Below are 14640 nucleotides of genomic sequence, written 5' to 3' on the forward strand. Positions count from 1 at the left end.
CGAAATCCCAGGATTGACTCGACATCAATGCTCGTCGTAAAAGTATCTCATACAAAACATTTGTTCGCAATACGAACTTTTGGGACGTTGGAGTTCCTGCGATGGTCAAATTCCTGCCGCTCAGCCAGGCCGTGGCCGAAAACCTGCATGATGGCGATGCGGTTGCCTTCGAGGGCTTTACCCATCTGATCCCGACGGCAGCCGCGCATGAAGCCATCCGCCAGGGTTTTCGCGACCTGACATTGATCCGCATGACCCCGGACCTGATCTACGACCAGATGATCGGCATGGGCATGGCGAAGAAGATCATCTTCTCCTATGTCGGCAATCCCGGCGTCGGCCTGTTGCGGCGCGCCCGCGACGCCATCGAGAACGGTTTTCCGCGCACCATCGAGATCGAGGAGCACAGCCATGCCGGCATGGCCAATGCCTATGAGGCGGGTGCGGCCGGCCTGCCCTGCGCCATGTTCCGCGGCTATCGTGGCGCCGGCCTGGCGGCGGTCAATCCGAACATCAAGTCGGTCACTTGCCCGTTCACCGGCGAGGTGCTGGCGGCTGTCCCTTCGATCCGTCCCGATGTCACCTTCATCCACGCCCAGAAGGCCGACAAGAAAGGCAATGTGCTGGTCGAGGGTATCATCGGCATCCAGAAGGAAGCCGTGCTGGCGGCCAGGCGCGCGGTGGTCACGGTGGAGGAAGTGGTCGACAATTTCGACGATCTGCACCCCAACCTGACTGTGCTGCCGCGCTGGACGATCGCTGCGATTTCCGTCGTGCCCGGCGGCTCGCACCCATCCTACGCCCATGGCTATTATGCGCGCGACAATGCCGCGTATCTGGAATGGGACGAGATCGCCGCCGACCGTGAAAAATTCCAGGCGTGGATGCAGGCGAACGTCATCGAGAAGAGCGCCGACGATTTCGCGGCCCGCGTCGAACATCTGAGGAAAGCGGCATGAGCGACAATCAGAGTTTCACCCCCAACGAGATGATGACGATCGCCGCCAGTCGGGCGCTTGGGAATGACGATGTCTGTTTCGTCGGCATCGGCGCCCCGTCCGCGGCCTGCAATGTGGCGCGGCTGACACACGCGCCCGACATCACGCTGATCTATGAAAGCGGCACCATCGGCACCGCGCCCGACGTGCTGCCGCTGTCGATCGGCGACGGCGAACTCTGCGAGACCGCCGTCACCACCGTCGCGGTCCCGGAAATGTTCCGCTACTGGCTGCAAGGCGGCCGTATCTCGATCGGTTTTCTCGGTGCCGCCCAGCTCGACAAGTTCGGCAACATCAACACCACGGTCATCGGCGATTACTTTCACCCCAAGACCCGGCTTCCCGGCGGCGGCGGCGCGCCAGAGATCGCGACATCGTCGAAGGAGGTCTACATCACCATGGCGCAGACCAAACGCGGCATGGTCGAGAAGATCGACTTCTTCACCTCCTTCGGCCATGGCGAGGGCGGCGATCATCGAAAACGTCTCGGCATCGATACGGCTGGACCGACGCTGCTGATCACCGACCTCGCCATCTGGAAACCGGACCCTGTGACCAAGGAATTCACGGTGGTGTCGCTGCATCCCGGCGTGTCGCGCCTTGAGGTGCAGGAGACCTGTGGCTGGGTCGTAAAGTTCGCCGAGGCGCTTGACGAAACACCGGCGCCAAGCGAACTCGAACTGAAGACATTGCGCGACCTGCAGGCCCGCACCAAGGCGGCGCATGAGGGGACCGGAAAAGCAAAGGCTGCATGACATGGCCGAGGCCTATATCTGCGACTATATCCGCACACCGATCGGCCGCTTCGGCGGATCCTTGTCATCGGTCCGCGCCGACGACCTCGGCGCGATACCCCTGAGGGCACTGGTCGAGCGCAATTCAGGCATTGACTGGCAGGCGGTCGACGACATCGTCTATGGCTGCGCCAACCAGGCCGGCGAGGACAACCGCAACGTGGCGCGCATGTCCCTGTTGCTCGCCGGCCTGCCCCAGGACATCTCCGGCTCGACCGTCAACCGCCTGTGCGGCTCCGGCATGGATGCCATCATCATCGCCGCGCGCGCCATCAAATCCGGCGAAGCCGAGCTGATGATAGCAGGCGGCGTCGAGTCGATGAGCCGCGCGCCTTTCGTCATGCCGAAGGCCGACACGGCGTTTTCGCGCAATGCCGAGATTTACGACACCACGATCGGCTGGCGTTTCGTCAACCCGCTGATGAAGAAACAGTATGGCGTCGATTCGATGCCGGAAACCGGCGAGAATGTCGCCGAGGATTTTTCCGTGTCGCGCGCCGACCAGGATGCCTTCGCCGTGCGCAGCCAGGACAAGGCGGTCGCCGCGCAAGCCAATGGCCGGCTGGCGAAAGAGATCACGCCGGTGACGATCCCGCAGCGCAAGGGCGATCCGGTGATCGTCGGCAAGGACGAGCATCCCCGCGCGGGTACGACAGTCGAGTCGCTGGCCAAGCTGCCGACGCCGTTCCGGCAAGGAGGCACCGTCACCGCCGGCAATGCCTCTGGGGTCAATGACGGCGCAGCGGCGCTGATCGTCGCTTCGGAAGCAGCCGTGAAGAAATACGGCCTGACACCGATCGCCCGCATCCTCGGTGGTGCCGCCGCTGGTGTGGCACCGCGCATCATGGGCATCGGCCCGGCGCCGGCGACGCAGAAACTCTGCGCGCGGCTCGGCCTGACGCCAAACCAGTTCGATGTCATCGAGCTCAACGAAGCTTTTGCCTCCCAGGGCATCGCCGTGCTGCGCCAGCTCGGCATCGCCGAGGACGCCGAGCACGTCAACCCGAATGGCGGCGCCATCGCGCTCGGCCATCCGCTCGGCATGTCGGGCGCGCGCATATCAGGCACGGCGGCGTTGGAGCTGCGCGAACGCAGCGCCAGATACGCGCTGGCCACCATGTGCATCGGCGTCGGCCAGGGCATTGCGATCGCGCTCGAAAGAGTGTGAGAACTTCTCAGTAAGGAAGGCCGACATAATTCTCGGCAAGTGCTGTCGATGCAGCTTGCGAATGCACGAGATAGTCGAGCTCGGCTTCCTGGATGCGCTGGCCGAAGTCGCCGGTGTCGGGGAAGCGGTGCAGAATGGTCGTCATCCACCAGGAAAAGCGCACCGCCTTCCACACCCGCGCCAGCGCCTTGCCGGAATAGGCCTCGATACCAGCGCGTGATTTCTCCAGATAGAATTCGCGAAGCCCGGCAAAGAGATAGCGTACGTCGCTGGCGGCGAGGTTGAGGCCTTTGGCTCCGGTCGGCGGCACGATGTGGGCGGCGTCGCCGACCAGGAAAAGCCGGCCGAAGCGCAGCGGCTCGGCGACGAAGGAGCGCAACGGCGCGATCGATTTCTCGAAGGACGGCCCGGTGACGACTGCTTCCGCCGTCTGCCGCGGCAGGCGGCGGCGCAATTCATCCCAGAAGCGGTCGTCGGACCACGCCTCGACACGGTCGTCGAGCGGACATTGCACATAGTAGCGGCTGCGGTGCGTCGACCGCATCGAGCACAGCGCAAAGCCGCGCTCGTGGTTGGCATAGACCAACTCATGATCGGCCGGCGGCACTTCGGCCAGCACGCCGAGCCAGCCGAATGGATACTGCCGCTCGAAAGTCTTCAGCGCGCCCTCAGGTACCGATTTGCGGCTGACGCCGTGATAGCCGTCACAGCCGGCAATGAAGTCGCAGTCAATGCGATGGGTGACGCCGTCCTTGTCGTAAGTTGCGAACGGCGCATCACCATCGAAACCGTGCAGTGCGACGTTTGCCGCCTCGTAGACGGTGGTCAGCCCAGCCGCATCGCGCTTGTCCATCAGATCATGCGTTACTTCGGTCTGGCCATAGACGGTGACGTGCTTGCCGCCGGTCAACGCCGTCAGGTCGATGCGGTGCAGGCGACCGTCGAAAGCGAGCGAGATGCCGGCATGCGGAAGCCCCTCGGCATGCAGCCTGGCGGCCGCTTCTGCCTGCTCGAGCAACTCGACAGTGCCTTGTTCGAGCACACCGGCGCGCACGCGGGAAAGCACATGCTCGCGGCTTGAACGCTCGAGGATGATGGTCTCGACACCGATGCCGGCCAACAACTGCCCGAGCAGCAGGCCGGACGGTCCCGAACCGACGATGACAACTTGTGTACGCATCAGTGTCTCAGGTTTTCGATCTGCGCGGCCAGTTCAGCGGCGAGCCGCAGCGCGGCGGCCGTCGCCACGACCATTTGCGGCAGCAGCAGCCATTCGAGCGTCCAGGCCGTGCCCGACCGCTCCTGCTCATGCACCAGCGCCTGATGCATGCCGGACAGCTGCGTAGCGTTGAAGCGGGCAAGCGCCACCAGCGCCTCGGCCTTCACCGGGTTCTGCTTGTGCGGCATGGCCGACGAGCCGCCGCCGCCGGAAAGCGCGATCTCCGCGCCGCCTTGCGCCATCAGCGCAATGTCCTGCCCGAACTTGCCGAGGCTGCCGGTCACCAGCGACAGCCAGTTGGCGAAGTCTGCCAGCGTGTCGCGCTGGCTTTGCCATTGCGGCGCATCGCCAAGGCCGAGCCTGGCAGCGAGAGCCGCGCGCACGGCTGGCCCCCTGTCACCAAGCTTTTCCAGCGTGCCTGCGGCACCGCCGAACTGCACGACGAGCAGGATCCCGGACTGGTCTGACAATCTTTGCTGGTGTCGCTGCAGCGGCGCCAGCCATGCCTTGACGCGATCCGACACTCGAATAGGGATCGCCGGCTGCATGCGCGTCATCCCGGTCAGCGCCCTGCCCCCGAAACGCTCATCGAGCCCCGAAAGGCGTACGATGTTTTCGGTCAGAAGCAGACTGAGATGCTCGACCACAGACTTCAGCCGCAACACCAGCGCCGTATCGATGACATCCTGGCTGGTGGCGCCGAAATGAACCGAGGCGCCATGCGCTTCGCCGACCGCCATCCGGATCTGGCGCACCAGTTCCGGAACCATGACGCCATCCTTCGCCACGCCCGCACGCAGCAAGCCTGTGTCCGGCCTGAACGACGAAAGTGCCGCGACGATCGCTGCGGCGGCGTCCCTGCCGACAACGCCGTTTTCCGCTTCCGCTTGCGCCAGCGCGCGCTCGAACGCTAGCATCGCGGCGATTTCCGCCTCGACGGAAAAATGCCTGGCGGTCTCCTCGTCGCCGAGAAGGCTGGAGAGCAGCGGATGATCGAAAGGCGATACGGTCATGTGGTCAGGTCAACTGTCGAAGAAGACCGTCTCCTTGTCGCCCTGGAGGTGGACATCAAAGACGTAGATATTGCCCTGGCGCTCGGCGATCAGCGTCGGCACGCGAACGCGGTGCTCGATGCGCGCCAGGATCGGATCTTGTGCATTGGCCTGCGCCTCGTCGGAAAAATACAGCCGCGTCTGCAAGCCGACGTTGATGCCGCGGGCAACGATCCACAGGCTGATATGCGGCGCCATCAGGCGCCCGCCCCGGTACGGCACACGACCGGGCTTGATCGTTTCGAACACGCACAGGCCGGTTTCCATGTCGGTCGGGCAGCGGCCCCAGCCGAAAAAGTTTGGATCGGCGGCGCCGCGCATTTCGGCCGGCGAATTGTAGAGCCCGTCGGCATCGGCTTGCCAGATTTCGATCAGCGCATCCTTGAGCGGCGTGCCGGTGCCGTCGAACACCCGGATGCGCAGGCCGATCCGCTCGCCTTTGGTCTTCTCGTTGACCATCGCAGCGCCGAGATCGCTGGCATAGACGCCGCCGATGCCGCAGAAATTCGGCGTCAGCCCGATATGCACGTACGGTCCGGCAGTCTGCGAAGGACTTTCCTTGAGCCGACCGAGCGACTGTGCCATCAATTGCCCTCCGGCCGGTTCTCGAACAGCGACGAGCGCCGGCCGCGCAGCACGATGTCGAACTTGTAGGCGAGCGCGTCCATCGGGATCGTCGCCTGCATGTCGAGCATGGCGGTCAGCGCTTCGATCGCCGCTCTGTCGGCAATGCCGCGCACGATCGGGCATCTCCAGATCAGAGGGTCGCCCTCAAAGTACATCTGGGTGATCAGCCGCTGCGCGAAGCCATGTCCAAACACCGAAAAATGGATGTGGGCGGGGCGCCAGTCATTGGGGCCATTCGGCCAGGGATAGGGACCGGGCTTGACCGTGCGAAAGGCATAGCTGCCGTCTTCGCCGGTGATGGTGCGGCCGCAGCCGCCGAAATTCGGATCGAGCGCTGCCAGATAGCCGTCCTTCTTGTGGCGGTAGCGGCCGCCGGCATTGGCCTGCCAGAATTCGAGCAGCACACCGGGAACGCCCATCCCGCGCTCGTCGAGCACGCGTCCGTAGACAATGATGCGCTCGCCGACGGCACTCTCGCCGGGCTTGGCAAAATTGTGGATCAGATCGGCGTCCAGTTCGCCGAGCATGGCGTGGCCGAACACGGGACCTGATATCTCCGACAGCGTGTTGTCGAACGACAGCAGCGCCTTCTGCGGCGAGCGCAGCACCGAACTCTTGTAGCCCGGAGTCAGGGCCGGCGGATGCCATGTGCGGTCGCGCTGGAAGAAGGCGCCGGTCTCCGGCGTCCGGTTCGAACCGGACTTAGCGGGCATGGACATTCTGGCTTTCGTCCATCTCCGAAAAGACCTCCTTGGCGATCTTGAAGGCCCGGTTTGCCGCCGGCACGCCGGCATAGATCGCGACATGCAGGAACGCTTCGCAGATATCGTCGCGCGAGGCGCCGGTATTGGCGGTGGCGCGTACATGCATGGCGACCTCTTCATCATGACCGAGGGCCGCCAGCAGCGCCAGCGTCACGATCGAGCGCTCGCGTTTGGACAGACCAGGTCGCGCCCACACGGTTCCCCAGGCCGCTTCGGTGATCAGGTTCTGGAACGGCCGGTCGAAATCGGTGGCGGCATCCTCGGCCCGGTCGACATGCGGGTCGCCAAGCACGGAGCGCCTGACCGCCAGTCCCGTCCGGTATGTGGTTGTGGTCTCGGACATGTCATCCATGAGTTTGCTTTCGATCGGGAAGCGATGCGACGAAATCGCGGATCAAGGCGGTCAGCGCCTTCGGCTGCTCGACGCAGGGAATGTGTCCGGCATCGCGAATGATTTCGAATCGCGCGCCGGGGATAAGGTCGGCCAGCCAGCGGACGAGATCGGGACCCGTCGAGCCATCCTGATCGCCGACGACGCACAGCGTCGGCACGCTGATGCGCTGCGCAATTTCGGTGAAATCCGCGTCGCGAACCGCGGCACATGTTCCGACATAGCCGGCAAGCGCCTGCCTGGTCAGCATGTTCCAATAGCCGTCAAGTTCGGCCACGCGCGTTGAGTGAAAGGCTGGAGTGAACCACGTCTTCAGAACAGCATCGGCGATGGCCTGGATGCCTTTGCTTTCGACTGTTGCAATGCGTGTGTTCCAGCTGTCGGCTGTGCCGATCTTGTGGGCCGTGTCGCACAGGATAAGGCCATCGACGATCTCTGGGCGCCTGGCACAAAAGCCTTGCGCGACCAGACCGCCGACCGACAGGCCGCAAAGCACCACATTCGTCAGCCCGAAATGATCGATGAGGCCGGAGAGATCGTCGACATGATCGTCGATCGAGCGGATGCCGCCGATATCGGAGAGCCCATGGCCACGCTTGTCGTAGACCAGCATGGGCATTTCCCCGCTCAATTCAGAGGACACCTCATCCCAGATGCGGAAGTCGGTGCCGAGCGAATTGATGAACACGATCGGGCGCGCGCTGCGGTTCGCCTTGCTATGGCGATGGTGCAGCGTGATGCCGCCAATGTTGACGAATGGCACGATTTCGATCCTCCATCTTCACATTGCACTAGGTGTTTGGTTCGGTAAAATGATATTTTGCGCCGTTTCACTAACTCAGGGGTTATGAAAAACCATGGTCGAAAGCCGCATCCGGTTCCGCCATCTGCAGGCATTCCTCGAAGTAGCGCGGCAGCGGAGCGTGGCGAGGGCTGCCGACTTTCTACATGTCAGCGCGCCGGCGGTGACCAAAACCTTGCGGGAACTGGAAGAGGCGCTCGGTGTCGCCGTCGTCGAACGCGACGGCCGCGGCATCCGGGTGACGCGGCTCGGCGAAATCTTCCTTGGCCACGCCGGCACAGCAATCACCGCGCTGAAGCGCGGCGTCGATTCCGTGCGGCAGGACGGGGCAATCAACCGCCACCCGATCCGCATCGGCGCGCTGCCGACGGTGTCGGCACGGGTGATGCCGCTCGCCATGAGCCTGTTCCTTAAGGAGAATACCGGGGCTGCGATCAAGATCGTCACCGGCGAGAACGCAGTGTTGCTCGAACAGTTGCGTGTCGGCGCGCTCGACCTCGTCGTCGGGCGGCTGGCGGCGCCGGAAAAAATGACCGGCTTCTTCTTCGAGCATCTCTACTCCGAACAGGTGCTGTTCGTGGTGCGCGCCGGCCATCCGCTGCTGCAGCCGGGCGCGGATGTGTTCGCCAGGCTCGACGAGTTCCCGGTGCTGATGCCGACACGGGAATCGGTCATCCGTCCCTTCGTCGACCGCCTGTTCATCACCAACGGCATGACGGCGCCGGCAACGGAGATCGAAACCGTCTCGGATTCCTTCGGCCGCGCCTTCATGCGCCAAAGCGACGCCGTCTGGATCATCTCGGCCGGCGTCGTGGCCAATGAAATCAGCAGTGGCGCGTTCGTCGCCTTGCGCGTCAACACGGAGGAAACCAAGGGGCCGGTCGGGCTGACGATGCGCACCGACACCGCCCCCTCGCCGGCCTTCTCCATCATGCTGCAGACCATCCGCGAAGCCGCCAGCCAAAACGCCTGAGACACTCGGGCGTCGACGGAAACAGGGCGACCTTGCCTCGAAGAATTCATAACCCCCGAGTTAGTAAAACACCGCAAAATATCATTTTACCGAACCAAACGCCTAGTGCACTGTGATGTCGGAGGATCGAAATCGTGCCATTCGTCAGCATCGGCGGGGTACCGCTGCACCGTCGCCGGATTCGGGCGAACGGCAATGCTGCGATGGATGAATTCAACGGGCAGCAGAAGCTTTGAGCGAACCGGCGGTTCGCCTCACGGCGCCGCCAGAAAAAGGGAGGACCATCCACATGACTCCAGGCAAATCCGTCATTCGCGGCGTCTCGCGACGCCAGTTCATCGCCACATCGATTGCCGGCGGCGCGGCACTCGCTTTCGGTGGCAGCAAAGCCTTCGCGGCGGGCGACACGCTCAAGGTCGGCTTCGTCAGCCCGCGCACCGGGCCGCTCGCCGGCTTCGGCCAGACCGACGGCTACGTGCTCGACCTTGCCCGCAAGGCGCTAGCCGGCGGCATCGAACTCGGCGGCAAGAAATACAGCGTCGAGATCCTCGACCAGGATACGCAATCGGATCCGTCTCGCGCCGGCCAGTTGGCCAAGGACCTGATCAACAACCAGGCCATCGACCTGATGCTGGCCGTTTCCACCCCGGAGGTCATCAATCCGGTGGCCGACGCGTGCGAAGCCGCCGGCGTGCCTTGCCTGTCCACGGTCATGCCCTGGGAAGCCTGGTATTTCGGCCGTGGCGCAAAGCCCGGCGAGCCGTCACCGTTCAAATGGACCTATCATTTCGGTTTTGGCGTCGGCGAGTTCTTCAAGACCTACATCTCGCAATGGAACCTGATCGAGACCAACAAGAAGGTCGGCGTCATGTATCCGAACGACGCCGACGGCAATGCCATCCGCGCCCATCTGGCGCCGCTGCTGGCCAAGGAAGGTTTTACCATCGTCGATCCGGGCGCCTACGAGACCGGCACCACCGACTATTCGTCGCAGATCGCCATGTTCAAGCAGGAAGGCGTCGAGATCTTCAACTCCTTCCCGATCCCGCCGGATTTCGCCGCCTTCTGGCGCCAAGCTGCACAACAGGGCCTGACCAAGCAGATCAAGATCGCCCAGGTTGCCAAGACCGGACTGTTCCCCTCCGACATCGAGGCGCTCGGCGATCTCGGCATGAAGATTTCGAGCGCCGCCTACTGGCACAAGGCCTTCCCCTACAAGTCGCCGCTGACCGGCGTTTCGGGACCCGAGCTTGCCGACGGCTATGAGGCCGCGAGCGGCAAGCAGTGGACGCAGCAGCTTGGCGCTTCGATGTCGCTGCTCGACGCCGGCTTCGAGGCGCTGAAGGCGAGCACCGACGCCAAGGACAAGGCAGCGGTGGCCAAGGCGCTGAGCACGCTGAAGACCGAGACCATGATCGGCAAGGTCGACTTCACCAGCGGCCCGGTGGCCAATGTGTCGCCCGGCCCGATCATCGGCACGCAATGGGTGGCCGCCAAGGAAGGCAGCAAGTTCCCGCTCGACTATGTGGTGACCGACAACGCCACCGACCCGAAAGTGCCGGTCGAGGCCAAGCTGCTGCCTTACAACGGCTGATGGACCGCTGACGAGGATCGCCTGGTGACCCATCCGCAACAACAGGCGATCCTCAATGCCGCCGGCATCCACAAGCGCTTTGGCGCGCTTGTGGTGCTGGACAACATCGACTTCGCCATGGCCGCCAATGAGGCGGTCGGCATTGTCGGCCCGAACGGCGCCGGCAAGACCACTTTGCTCAGCGTGCTCTCAGGCGCTTTTCCACCAAGTTCAGGCACGGTCAGCTTCAAGGGCGGCGACGTGACGCCGCTGCCGGCGACCCAGCGCTGCCGGCTCGGGCTGGTGCGCACGCATCAGGTGCCAAAACCGTTCGGCGGCATGACCACCTTCGAGAATGTCTTCGTCGCGGCGTCGCACGGCGCCGGCCTTGGCCGTGACGAGGCCTATGCGGAAGCGCTTGGCTCACTTGAGCTGTGCGGTATGCTTGGCGTCGCCAACCGGCGCGCCGAAACGCTCGGCCTGCTCGACCGCAAACGGCTGGAGCTGGCGCGGGCACTGGCAGCGAGGCCGACCTTGCTTTTGCTGGACGAAATCGGCGGTGGACTGACCGATGGCGAAGCCGGCGAACTCGTCGACACGATCAAGGAACTGCGCCGCCGCAAGATCGGCATCGTCTGGATCGAGCACATCGTTCATATTCTTCTGCAAGTGGCCGAGCGCCTGATCTGCATGGATGCCGGCAAGATCATCGCCGACGGCAACCCGCAAGCGGTTATGGCCGATCCCCAGGTGATCAGCGCCTATCTCGGCGGAGGCCCAAAATGAGCCTGCTGGTGGTGGAAAATCTCGTCGTGCGACACGGCCTGCTGCAAGCGGTGCGCGGTGTCAGCTTCAGCGTCGAGCGTGGCCAGACGCTGGCCCTGGTCGGCGCCAACGGCGCCGGCAAGACGACGCTGCTGAGGGCAATCGCCGGCGCCCATCCAGCGTCGGCTGGCCGGGTGTTGTTTGACGGCGCAGACCTGTCCGGCGTGCCGTCGCACAGGCGGGTCAGCACGGGCATCGCGCTGGTGCCGGAGGGGCGAAAACTGTTCGTGCAGATGACCGTCGAGGAGAATCTGCTGCTCGGCAAGACCGCCGGCCGGCCTGGCGACTGGAGCGTCGACAGGGTGCTCGACACCTTTCCCAATCTGAAGGCCCGCCGCCATGCCAAAACAGGTCATCTCTCAGGTGGCGAACAGCAAGCGACGGCAATCGGCCGGGCGCTGATGAGCAACCCTGATTTGTTGCTGCTCGACGAGGTTTCGCTCGGCCTGTCGCCGCTGATCGTCGATCGCGTCTACGCCTCGCTGCAGGGGCTGATCAATTCGGGCACGACGATCATCCTCGTCGAACAGGACCTCAACCGCGCGCTCTCGGTATCGGACAAGGTCATCTGCATGCTCGAGGGGCGGGTCGCGCTCGAAGGCCCGAGCAAAGGCATGTCGCGCGACGAGGTGACCAAGGCCTATTTCGGTCTGCACAAGGCGAGCGCCGGGAGCGTGCCGGCATGAGCAACCAGATCATCCAGGGTATCCTGCTCGGGGGCTACTACGCGATCATCGCCTGTGGCCTGTCCTTCATGTTTTCGGTGATGCGTATCATCAACCTCGCCCATGGCAGCCTTGCCGTGTTTTCAGCCTACGTGCTGTGGTGGCTCGCCTCGCAGTTCCACATCGCACCGCTGGTCGGCCTGCTCATCGTCCTGCCTGCGATGGCGGCGATCGGCTGGGCACTGCAGCGCTTCCTGTTGGAGCGCAGTGCACGCGGCGGCGCGCTGTTGCCGATCCTCACCACTTTCGGCCTGGCCATCGTCATCGACAATCTTTTGTTCGAACAGTTCGGCGCCGATACGCGCTCGCTGGCGCCCTATATCGGCAGCCTGTCCTACGATTCCTGGGAATGGCCAGGCAGCATCTATGTCGGCAAGCTCGCCGTCATCACCTTCGCCACCGCCGTGGTCCTGCTTGGCGGGCTGCAGCTGTTCCTGACCCGCACCGGGCTCGGCCGCTCGATCCGCGCGACGTCGGAAGACCCTGATACCGCTGGCCTGGTCGGCGTCGATGCACGCCGCGCCAACGCCATTGCGGCTGCCATCGCCATGGTCACGGTCGGCCTTGCCGGCGCCTTTCTTGGCATGCGCGCCACCTTCGACCCCTATGCCGGTGCGCCGCAATTGCTGTTCGCCTTCGAAGCGGCGGTCATTGGTGGCGCCGGCTCGCTGTGGGGAACGCTAGTCGGCGGTATCGTGCTCGCGCTCGCCCAGACGCTCGGTGCGCAGGTGCATCCGCAAGGTTTTCTGATCGGCGGCCATGTCGCATTCCTGATCGTCCTGTTCATTCGGCTCTCTACTTCGGGCCTTGGCCTGCGTGGCCTGTTGCGCTTGCGGAGCGCAGCATGAGCGCTCCTGCCACCATGCCAGTCATCGAGCGCGGTACCGCGACCTCGCGCATCGCCGCGATTGCTGTCGCCATCATCATCGCCCTGCTTGCGATCGCACCGCAATTCCTGTCGGCAGGCGCGGTGGATCGGCTAACCGCGCTTTTCATCTATGTGATCCTGGCCGCGATGTGGAACGCGCTGGCCGGTTTTGGCGGCCTGGTCTCTGTGGGGCAGCAGGTGTTCTTCGGGCTCGGTGCCTATTTCGCCATCCGCCTGGCCGATGCCGGCCTCAATCCGTTCGTCGCACTTTTTGCATCGGGGATTGTCGTCGGCGCGGTGTCCATCCCGCTCTCGCTGTTCATGCTGCGGCTGAAGAACGGCGAATTCGCCATCGGCATGTGGGTGATCGCGGCGCTGACGCATCTGCTGGTCAATCTCGACCGGCTGGTGCAGGGCGAAACCGGGACATCGCTGATCTCGCTCAACGTCTATGATTCCGGCACCAGACGGGCGACGATCTACTGGCTGGCGCTGGCGTCGATGACGGCACTGCTCGCCATCCTGTTTGGCCTGCTGCGCGGCAGCACGGGTGCCGCGATCCGCGCCATCCGCGACAATGAGGATGCCGCCGCATCGGTCGGCGTGCGCGTCACCGGCACCAAGCGGCTGCTGTTCGTGCTGGCCGCCTTCGGCATCGGCATTGCCGGCGCGCTGTGGCTGGCAACCTCCATCACCTTCCAGCCAAAAACCTATTTCAGCGTCCAGTGGACAGCCTACATGATCTTCATGGTGCTGGTCGGCGGCATCGGCACGTTCGAAGGCGCCATTTTGGGCGCGCTGGTGTTCTTCCTGATCGAGACATGGTTCGGCGGCACCGGCGTCTGGTACCTGGTCGGCCTCGGCGCCACGGCCGTGCTGTTTTCGCTGCTGTTGCCGCGCGGCCTGTGGGGGACGATCGAGGAGCGTTTCGGCCTGCGCCTGCTGCCGGTCGGCTATCGCGTCAGGCTTCCGGCAATCGCAGGTGCAGCCGACACCGAGCCTTCGCCACAGCAAACCACATCACAGCGGGAGAAGGCATGAGCATGCTGTTCGGCAAGACCATCCTCATCACCGGCGTCGCCTCCGGCATCGGCGCCCGCACCGCGGAACTGGCGGGACAGCTCGGCGCCGAGGTGATCGGCGTCGATGTCCGTGAGCCCACGGGACAGGTCGGCACTTTCGTCAAGGCCGACATTTCGTCGAAGGCCGGCGTCGATGATCTGGTTGCGCAGCTGCCGCAGCGCATCGATGCGCTCTGCAATGTCGCCGGCCTCTCCGGCAACACCGGCGCGGTGTCGACTCTCGCCGTCAACTTCTTCGGACTACGGGCACTTTCGGAAGACCTCGCGCCAAAAATCCGCGAGGGCGGCGCCATCGTCAACGTCGCCTCGATCGCCGGTTTCGGCTGGCGCGCCAATCTCAACCGCGCCGCCTCGATGGTCGGCATCGAAGGCTTCCCCGATGTCGCCAAGATGGTCGCCGACCACGCCGTGAAGAACGAGGAAGGCTATCCCGTTTCCAAAGAACTGCTGCTCTTGTGGACCTTCCGCGCCGCGCACCAGGATCTGTTCAAGAGCCGTGGCATTCGCGTCAATGCGGTCAGCCCGGGTCCAGTGGAAACGCCGATCCTCAAACAGTTCCGCACCGTGCTCGGCGACGCCCGCGTCGACAGCGACATCGCCCGGGTCGGCCGCGCCGGCACATCCGGCGACATCGCGCCGGTGGTGCTGTTCCTGTGCTCGGACGGCGCGCGCTGGGTGAACGGCGCCAATGTGCCGGTCGATGGCGGCCTCGAAGCTTCAATCAATGCCGAAGTGCTCGGCTTCTAAGAAAATGCTCCAGTGGAGCGAGGGAGAAAAAA

The 14640-nt window shown here is 64.1% G+C and carries 16 protein-coding genes; 10 read left to right on the top strand and 6 right to left on the bottom strand.

Features of this window, described 5'->3' with window-relative positions; all coding sequences use genetic code 11:
• Positions 1-101: 101 nt before the first annotated feature.
• The 3 genes from AC1DX6_RS08450 to pcaF are packed head-to-tail and all read left to right on the top strand — an operon-like array spanning position 102 to position 2960.
• Positions 102-959 carry a CoA transferase subunit A gene (locus AC1DX6_RS08450; RefSeq protein ID WP_477312286.1) on the top strand — a complete coding sequence of 286 codons (858 nt, stop codon included), beginning with the start codon at positions 102-104 and terminating at the stop codon, positions 957-959.
• On the top strand, positions 956-1753 hold the full coding sequence (locus AC1DX6_RS08455; protein WP_477312287.1) for a CoA-transferase subunit beta: 798 nt from the start codon (positions 956-958) through the stop codon (positions 1751-1753). The genes AC1DX6_RS08450 and AC1DX6_RS08455 overlap by 4 nt, the downstream gene beginning before the upstream one ends.
• A 1-nt stretch (position 1754) precedes the next feature.
• Complete coding sequence (gene pcaF / locus AC1DX6_RS08460; protein WP_477312288.1) at positions 1755-2960, top strand: 3-oxoadipyl-CoA thiolase; 1206 nt, start codon at positions 1755-1757, stop codon at positions 2958-2960.
• Positions 2961-2967: 7 nt separating this feature from the next.
• On the opposite strand, the gene pobA is transcribed toward pcaF, so the two are convergent.
• Genes pobA through pcaD form a run of 6 tightly spaced genes read right to left on the bottom strand, consistent with a single transcriptional unit; the run spans position 2968 to position 7776 of the window.
• On the bottom strand, positions 2968-4140 hold the full coding sequence (pobA, locus tag AC1DX6_RS08465) for a 4-hydroxybenzoate 3-monooxygenase (RefSeq protein ID WP_477312289.1): 1173 nt from the start codon (positions 4138-4140) through the stop codon (positions 2968-2970).
• Entirely contained in the window at positions 4140-5192 is a 1053-nt protein-coding gene (locus AC1DX6_RS08470; protein WP_477312290.1) for a 3-carboxy-cis,cis-muconate cycloisomerase, read from the bottom strand. Before AC1DX6_RS08470 ends, pobA begins: the two co-directional genes overlap by 1 nt.
• A 9-nt stretch (positions 5193-5201) precedes the next feature.
• Positions 5202-5816 carry a protocatechuate 3,4-dioxygenase subunit alpha gene (gene pcaG / locus AC1DX6_RS08475; protein WP_477312291.1) on the bottom strand — a complete coding sequence of 205 codons (615 nt, stop codon included), beginning with the start codon at positions 5814-5816 and terminating at the stop codon, positions 5202-5204.
• Complete coding sequence (gene pcaH / locus AC1DX6_RS08480) at positions 5816-6571, bottom strand: protocatechuate 3,4-dioxygenase subunit beta (RefSeq protein WP_477313641.1); 756 nt, start codon at positions 6569-6571, stop codon at positions 5816-5818. The genes pcaG and pcaH overlap by 1 nt, the downstream gene beginning before the upstream one ends.
• A complete protein-coding gene (gene pcaC, locus AC1DX6_RS08485) occupies positions 6561-6965 on the bottom strand; it encodes a 4-carboxymuconolactone decarboxylase (RefSeq protein ID WP_477312292.1) in 405 nt (134 codons plus the stop codon). Before pcaC ends, pcaH begins: the two co-directional genes overlap by 11 nt.
• A 1-nt stretch (position 6966) precedes the next feature.
• Positions 6967-7776, bottom strand: coding sequence for a 3-oxoadipate enol-lactonase (pcaD, locus tag AC1DX6_RS08490; protein ID WP_477312293.1), 810 nt, complete (start codon positions 7774-7776; stop codon positions 6967-6969).
• Positions 7777-7870: 94 nt separating this feature from the next.
• On the opposite strand from pcaD, the gene pcaQ reads away from it, so the two are divergent.
• The 7 genes from pcaQ (at position 7871) to AC1DX6_RS08525 (ending at position 14608) form a co-directional block, all read left to right on the top strand.
• A complete protein-coding gene (gene pcaQ / locus AC1DX6_RS08495) occupies positions 7871-8788 on the top strand; it encodes a pca operon transcription factor PcaQ (protein ID WP_477312294.1) in 918 nt (305 codons plus the stop codon).
• Positions 8789-9077: 289 nt separating this feature from the next.
• A complete protein-coding gene (locus tag AC1DX6_RS08500) occupies positions 9078-10382 on the top strand; it encodes an ABC transporter substrate-binding protein (protein WP_477312295.1) in 1305 nt (434 codons plus the stop codon).
• A gap of 21 nt (positions 10383-10403) precedes the next feature.
• Positions 10404-11147 carry an ABC transporter ATP-binding protein gene (locus AC1DX6_RS08505; RefSeq protein ID WP_477313643.1) on the top strand — a complete coding sequence of 248 codons (744 nt, stop codon included), beginning with the start codon at positions 10404-10406 and terminating at the stop codon, positions 11145-11147.
• A complete protein-coding gene (locus AC1DX6_RS08510; RefSeq protein ID WP_477312296.1) occupies positions 11144-11872 on the top strand; it encodes an ABC transporter ATP-binding protein in 729 nt (242 codons plus the stop codon). Before AC1DX6_RS08505 ends, AC1DX6_RS08510 begins: the two co-directional genes overlap by 4 nt.
• Positions 11869-12759, top strand: a complete 891-nt coding sequence (locus tag AC1DX6_RS08515; protein ID WP_477312297.1) for a branched-chain amino acid ABC transporter permease — start codon at positions 11869-11871, stop codon at positions 12757-12759. The genes AC1DX6_RS08510 and AC1DX6_RS08515 overlap by 4 nt, the downstream gene beginning before the upstream one ends.
• Positions 12756-13820 (top strand): branched-chain amino acid ABC transporter permease, encoded by a 1065-nt coding sequence (locus AC1DX6_RS08520; RefSeq protein ID WP_477312298.1) that lies wholly within the window; start codon positions 12756-12758, stop codon positions 13818-13820. The genes AC1DX6_RS08515 and AC1DX6_RS08520 overlap by 4 nt, the downstream gene beginning before the upstream one ends.
• Positions 13821-13822: 2 nt before the next feature.
• Positions 13823-14608 (top strand): coniferyl-alcohol dehydrogenase, encoded by a 786-nt coding sequence (locus AC1DX6_RS08525; RefSeq protein WP_477313645.1) that lies wholly within the window; start codon positions 13823-13825, stop codon positions 14606-14608.
• Positions 14609-14640 lie beyond the last annotated feature (32 nt).

It is taken from the genome of Mesorhizobium sp. P2_C4, assembly GCF_056404575.1.

Bases quoted from the DNA above. Each gene is read 5' to 3' on its own strand.
- AC1DX6_RS08520 (WP_477312298.1), top strand. From the start codon at position 12,756: ATGAGCGCTCCTGCCACCATGCCAGTCATCGAGCGCGGTACCGCGACC.
- pcaQ (WP_477312294.1), top strand. From the start codon at position 7,871: ATGGTCGAAAGCCGCATCCGGTTCCGCCATCTGCAGGCATTCCTCGAA.
- AC1DX6_RS08450 (WP_477312286.1), top strand. From the start codon at position 102: ATGGTCAAATTCCTGCCGCTCAGCCAGGCCGTGGCCGAAAACCTGCAT.
- AC1DX6_RS08500 (WP_477312295.1), top strand. From the start codon at position 9,078: ATGACTCCAGGCAAATCCGTCATTCGCGGCGTCTCGCGACGCCAGTTC.
- AC1DX6_RS08515 (WP_477312297.1), top strand. From the start codon at position 11,869: ATGAGCAACCAGATCATCCAGGGTATCCTGCTCGGGGGCTACTACGCG.
- pobA (WP_477312289.1), bottom strand. From the start codon at position 4,140: ATGCGTACACAAGTTGTCATCGTCGGTTCGGGACCGTCCGGCCTGCTG.
- pcaC (WP_477312292.1), bottom strand. From the start codon at position 6,965: ATGTCCGAGACCACAACCACATACCGGACGGGACTGGCGGTCAGGCGC.
- pcaF (WP_477312288.1), top strand. From the start codon at position 1,755: ATGGCCGAGGCCTATATCTGCGACTATATCCGCACACCGATCGGCCGC.
- AC1DX6_RS08455 (WP_477312287.1), top strand. From the start codon at position 956: ATGAGCGACAATCAGAGTTTCACCCCCAACGAGATGATGACGATCGCC.
- AC1DX6_RS08510 (WP_477312296.1), top strand. From the start codon at position 11,144: ATGAGCCTGCTGGTGGTGGAAAATCTCGTCGTGCGACACGGCCTGCTG.
- pcaG (WP_477312291.1), bottom strand. From the start codon at position 5,816: ATGGCACAGTCGCTCGGTCGGCTCAAGGAAAGTCCTTCGCAGACTGCC.
- pcaH (WP_477313641.1), bottom strand. From the start codon at position 6,571: ATGCCCGCTAAGTCCGGTTCGAACCGGACGCCGGAGACCGGCGCCTTC.
- AC1DX6_RS08525 (WP_477313645.1), top strand. From the start codon at position 13,823: ATGCTGTTCGGCAAGACCATCCTCATCACCGGCGTCGCCTCCGGCATC.
- AC1DX6_RS08470 (WP_477312290.1), bottom strand. From the start codon at position 5,192: ATGACCGTATCGCCTTTCGATCATCCGCTGCTCTCCAGCCTTCTCGGC.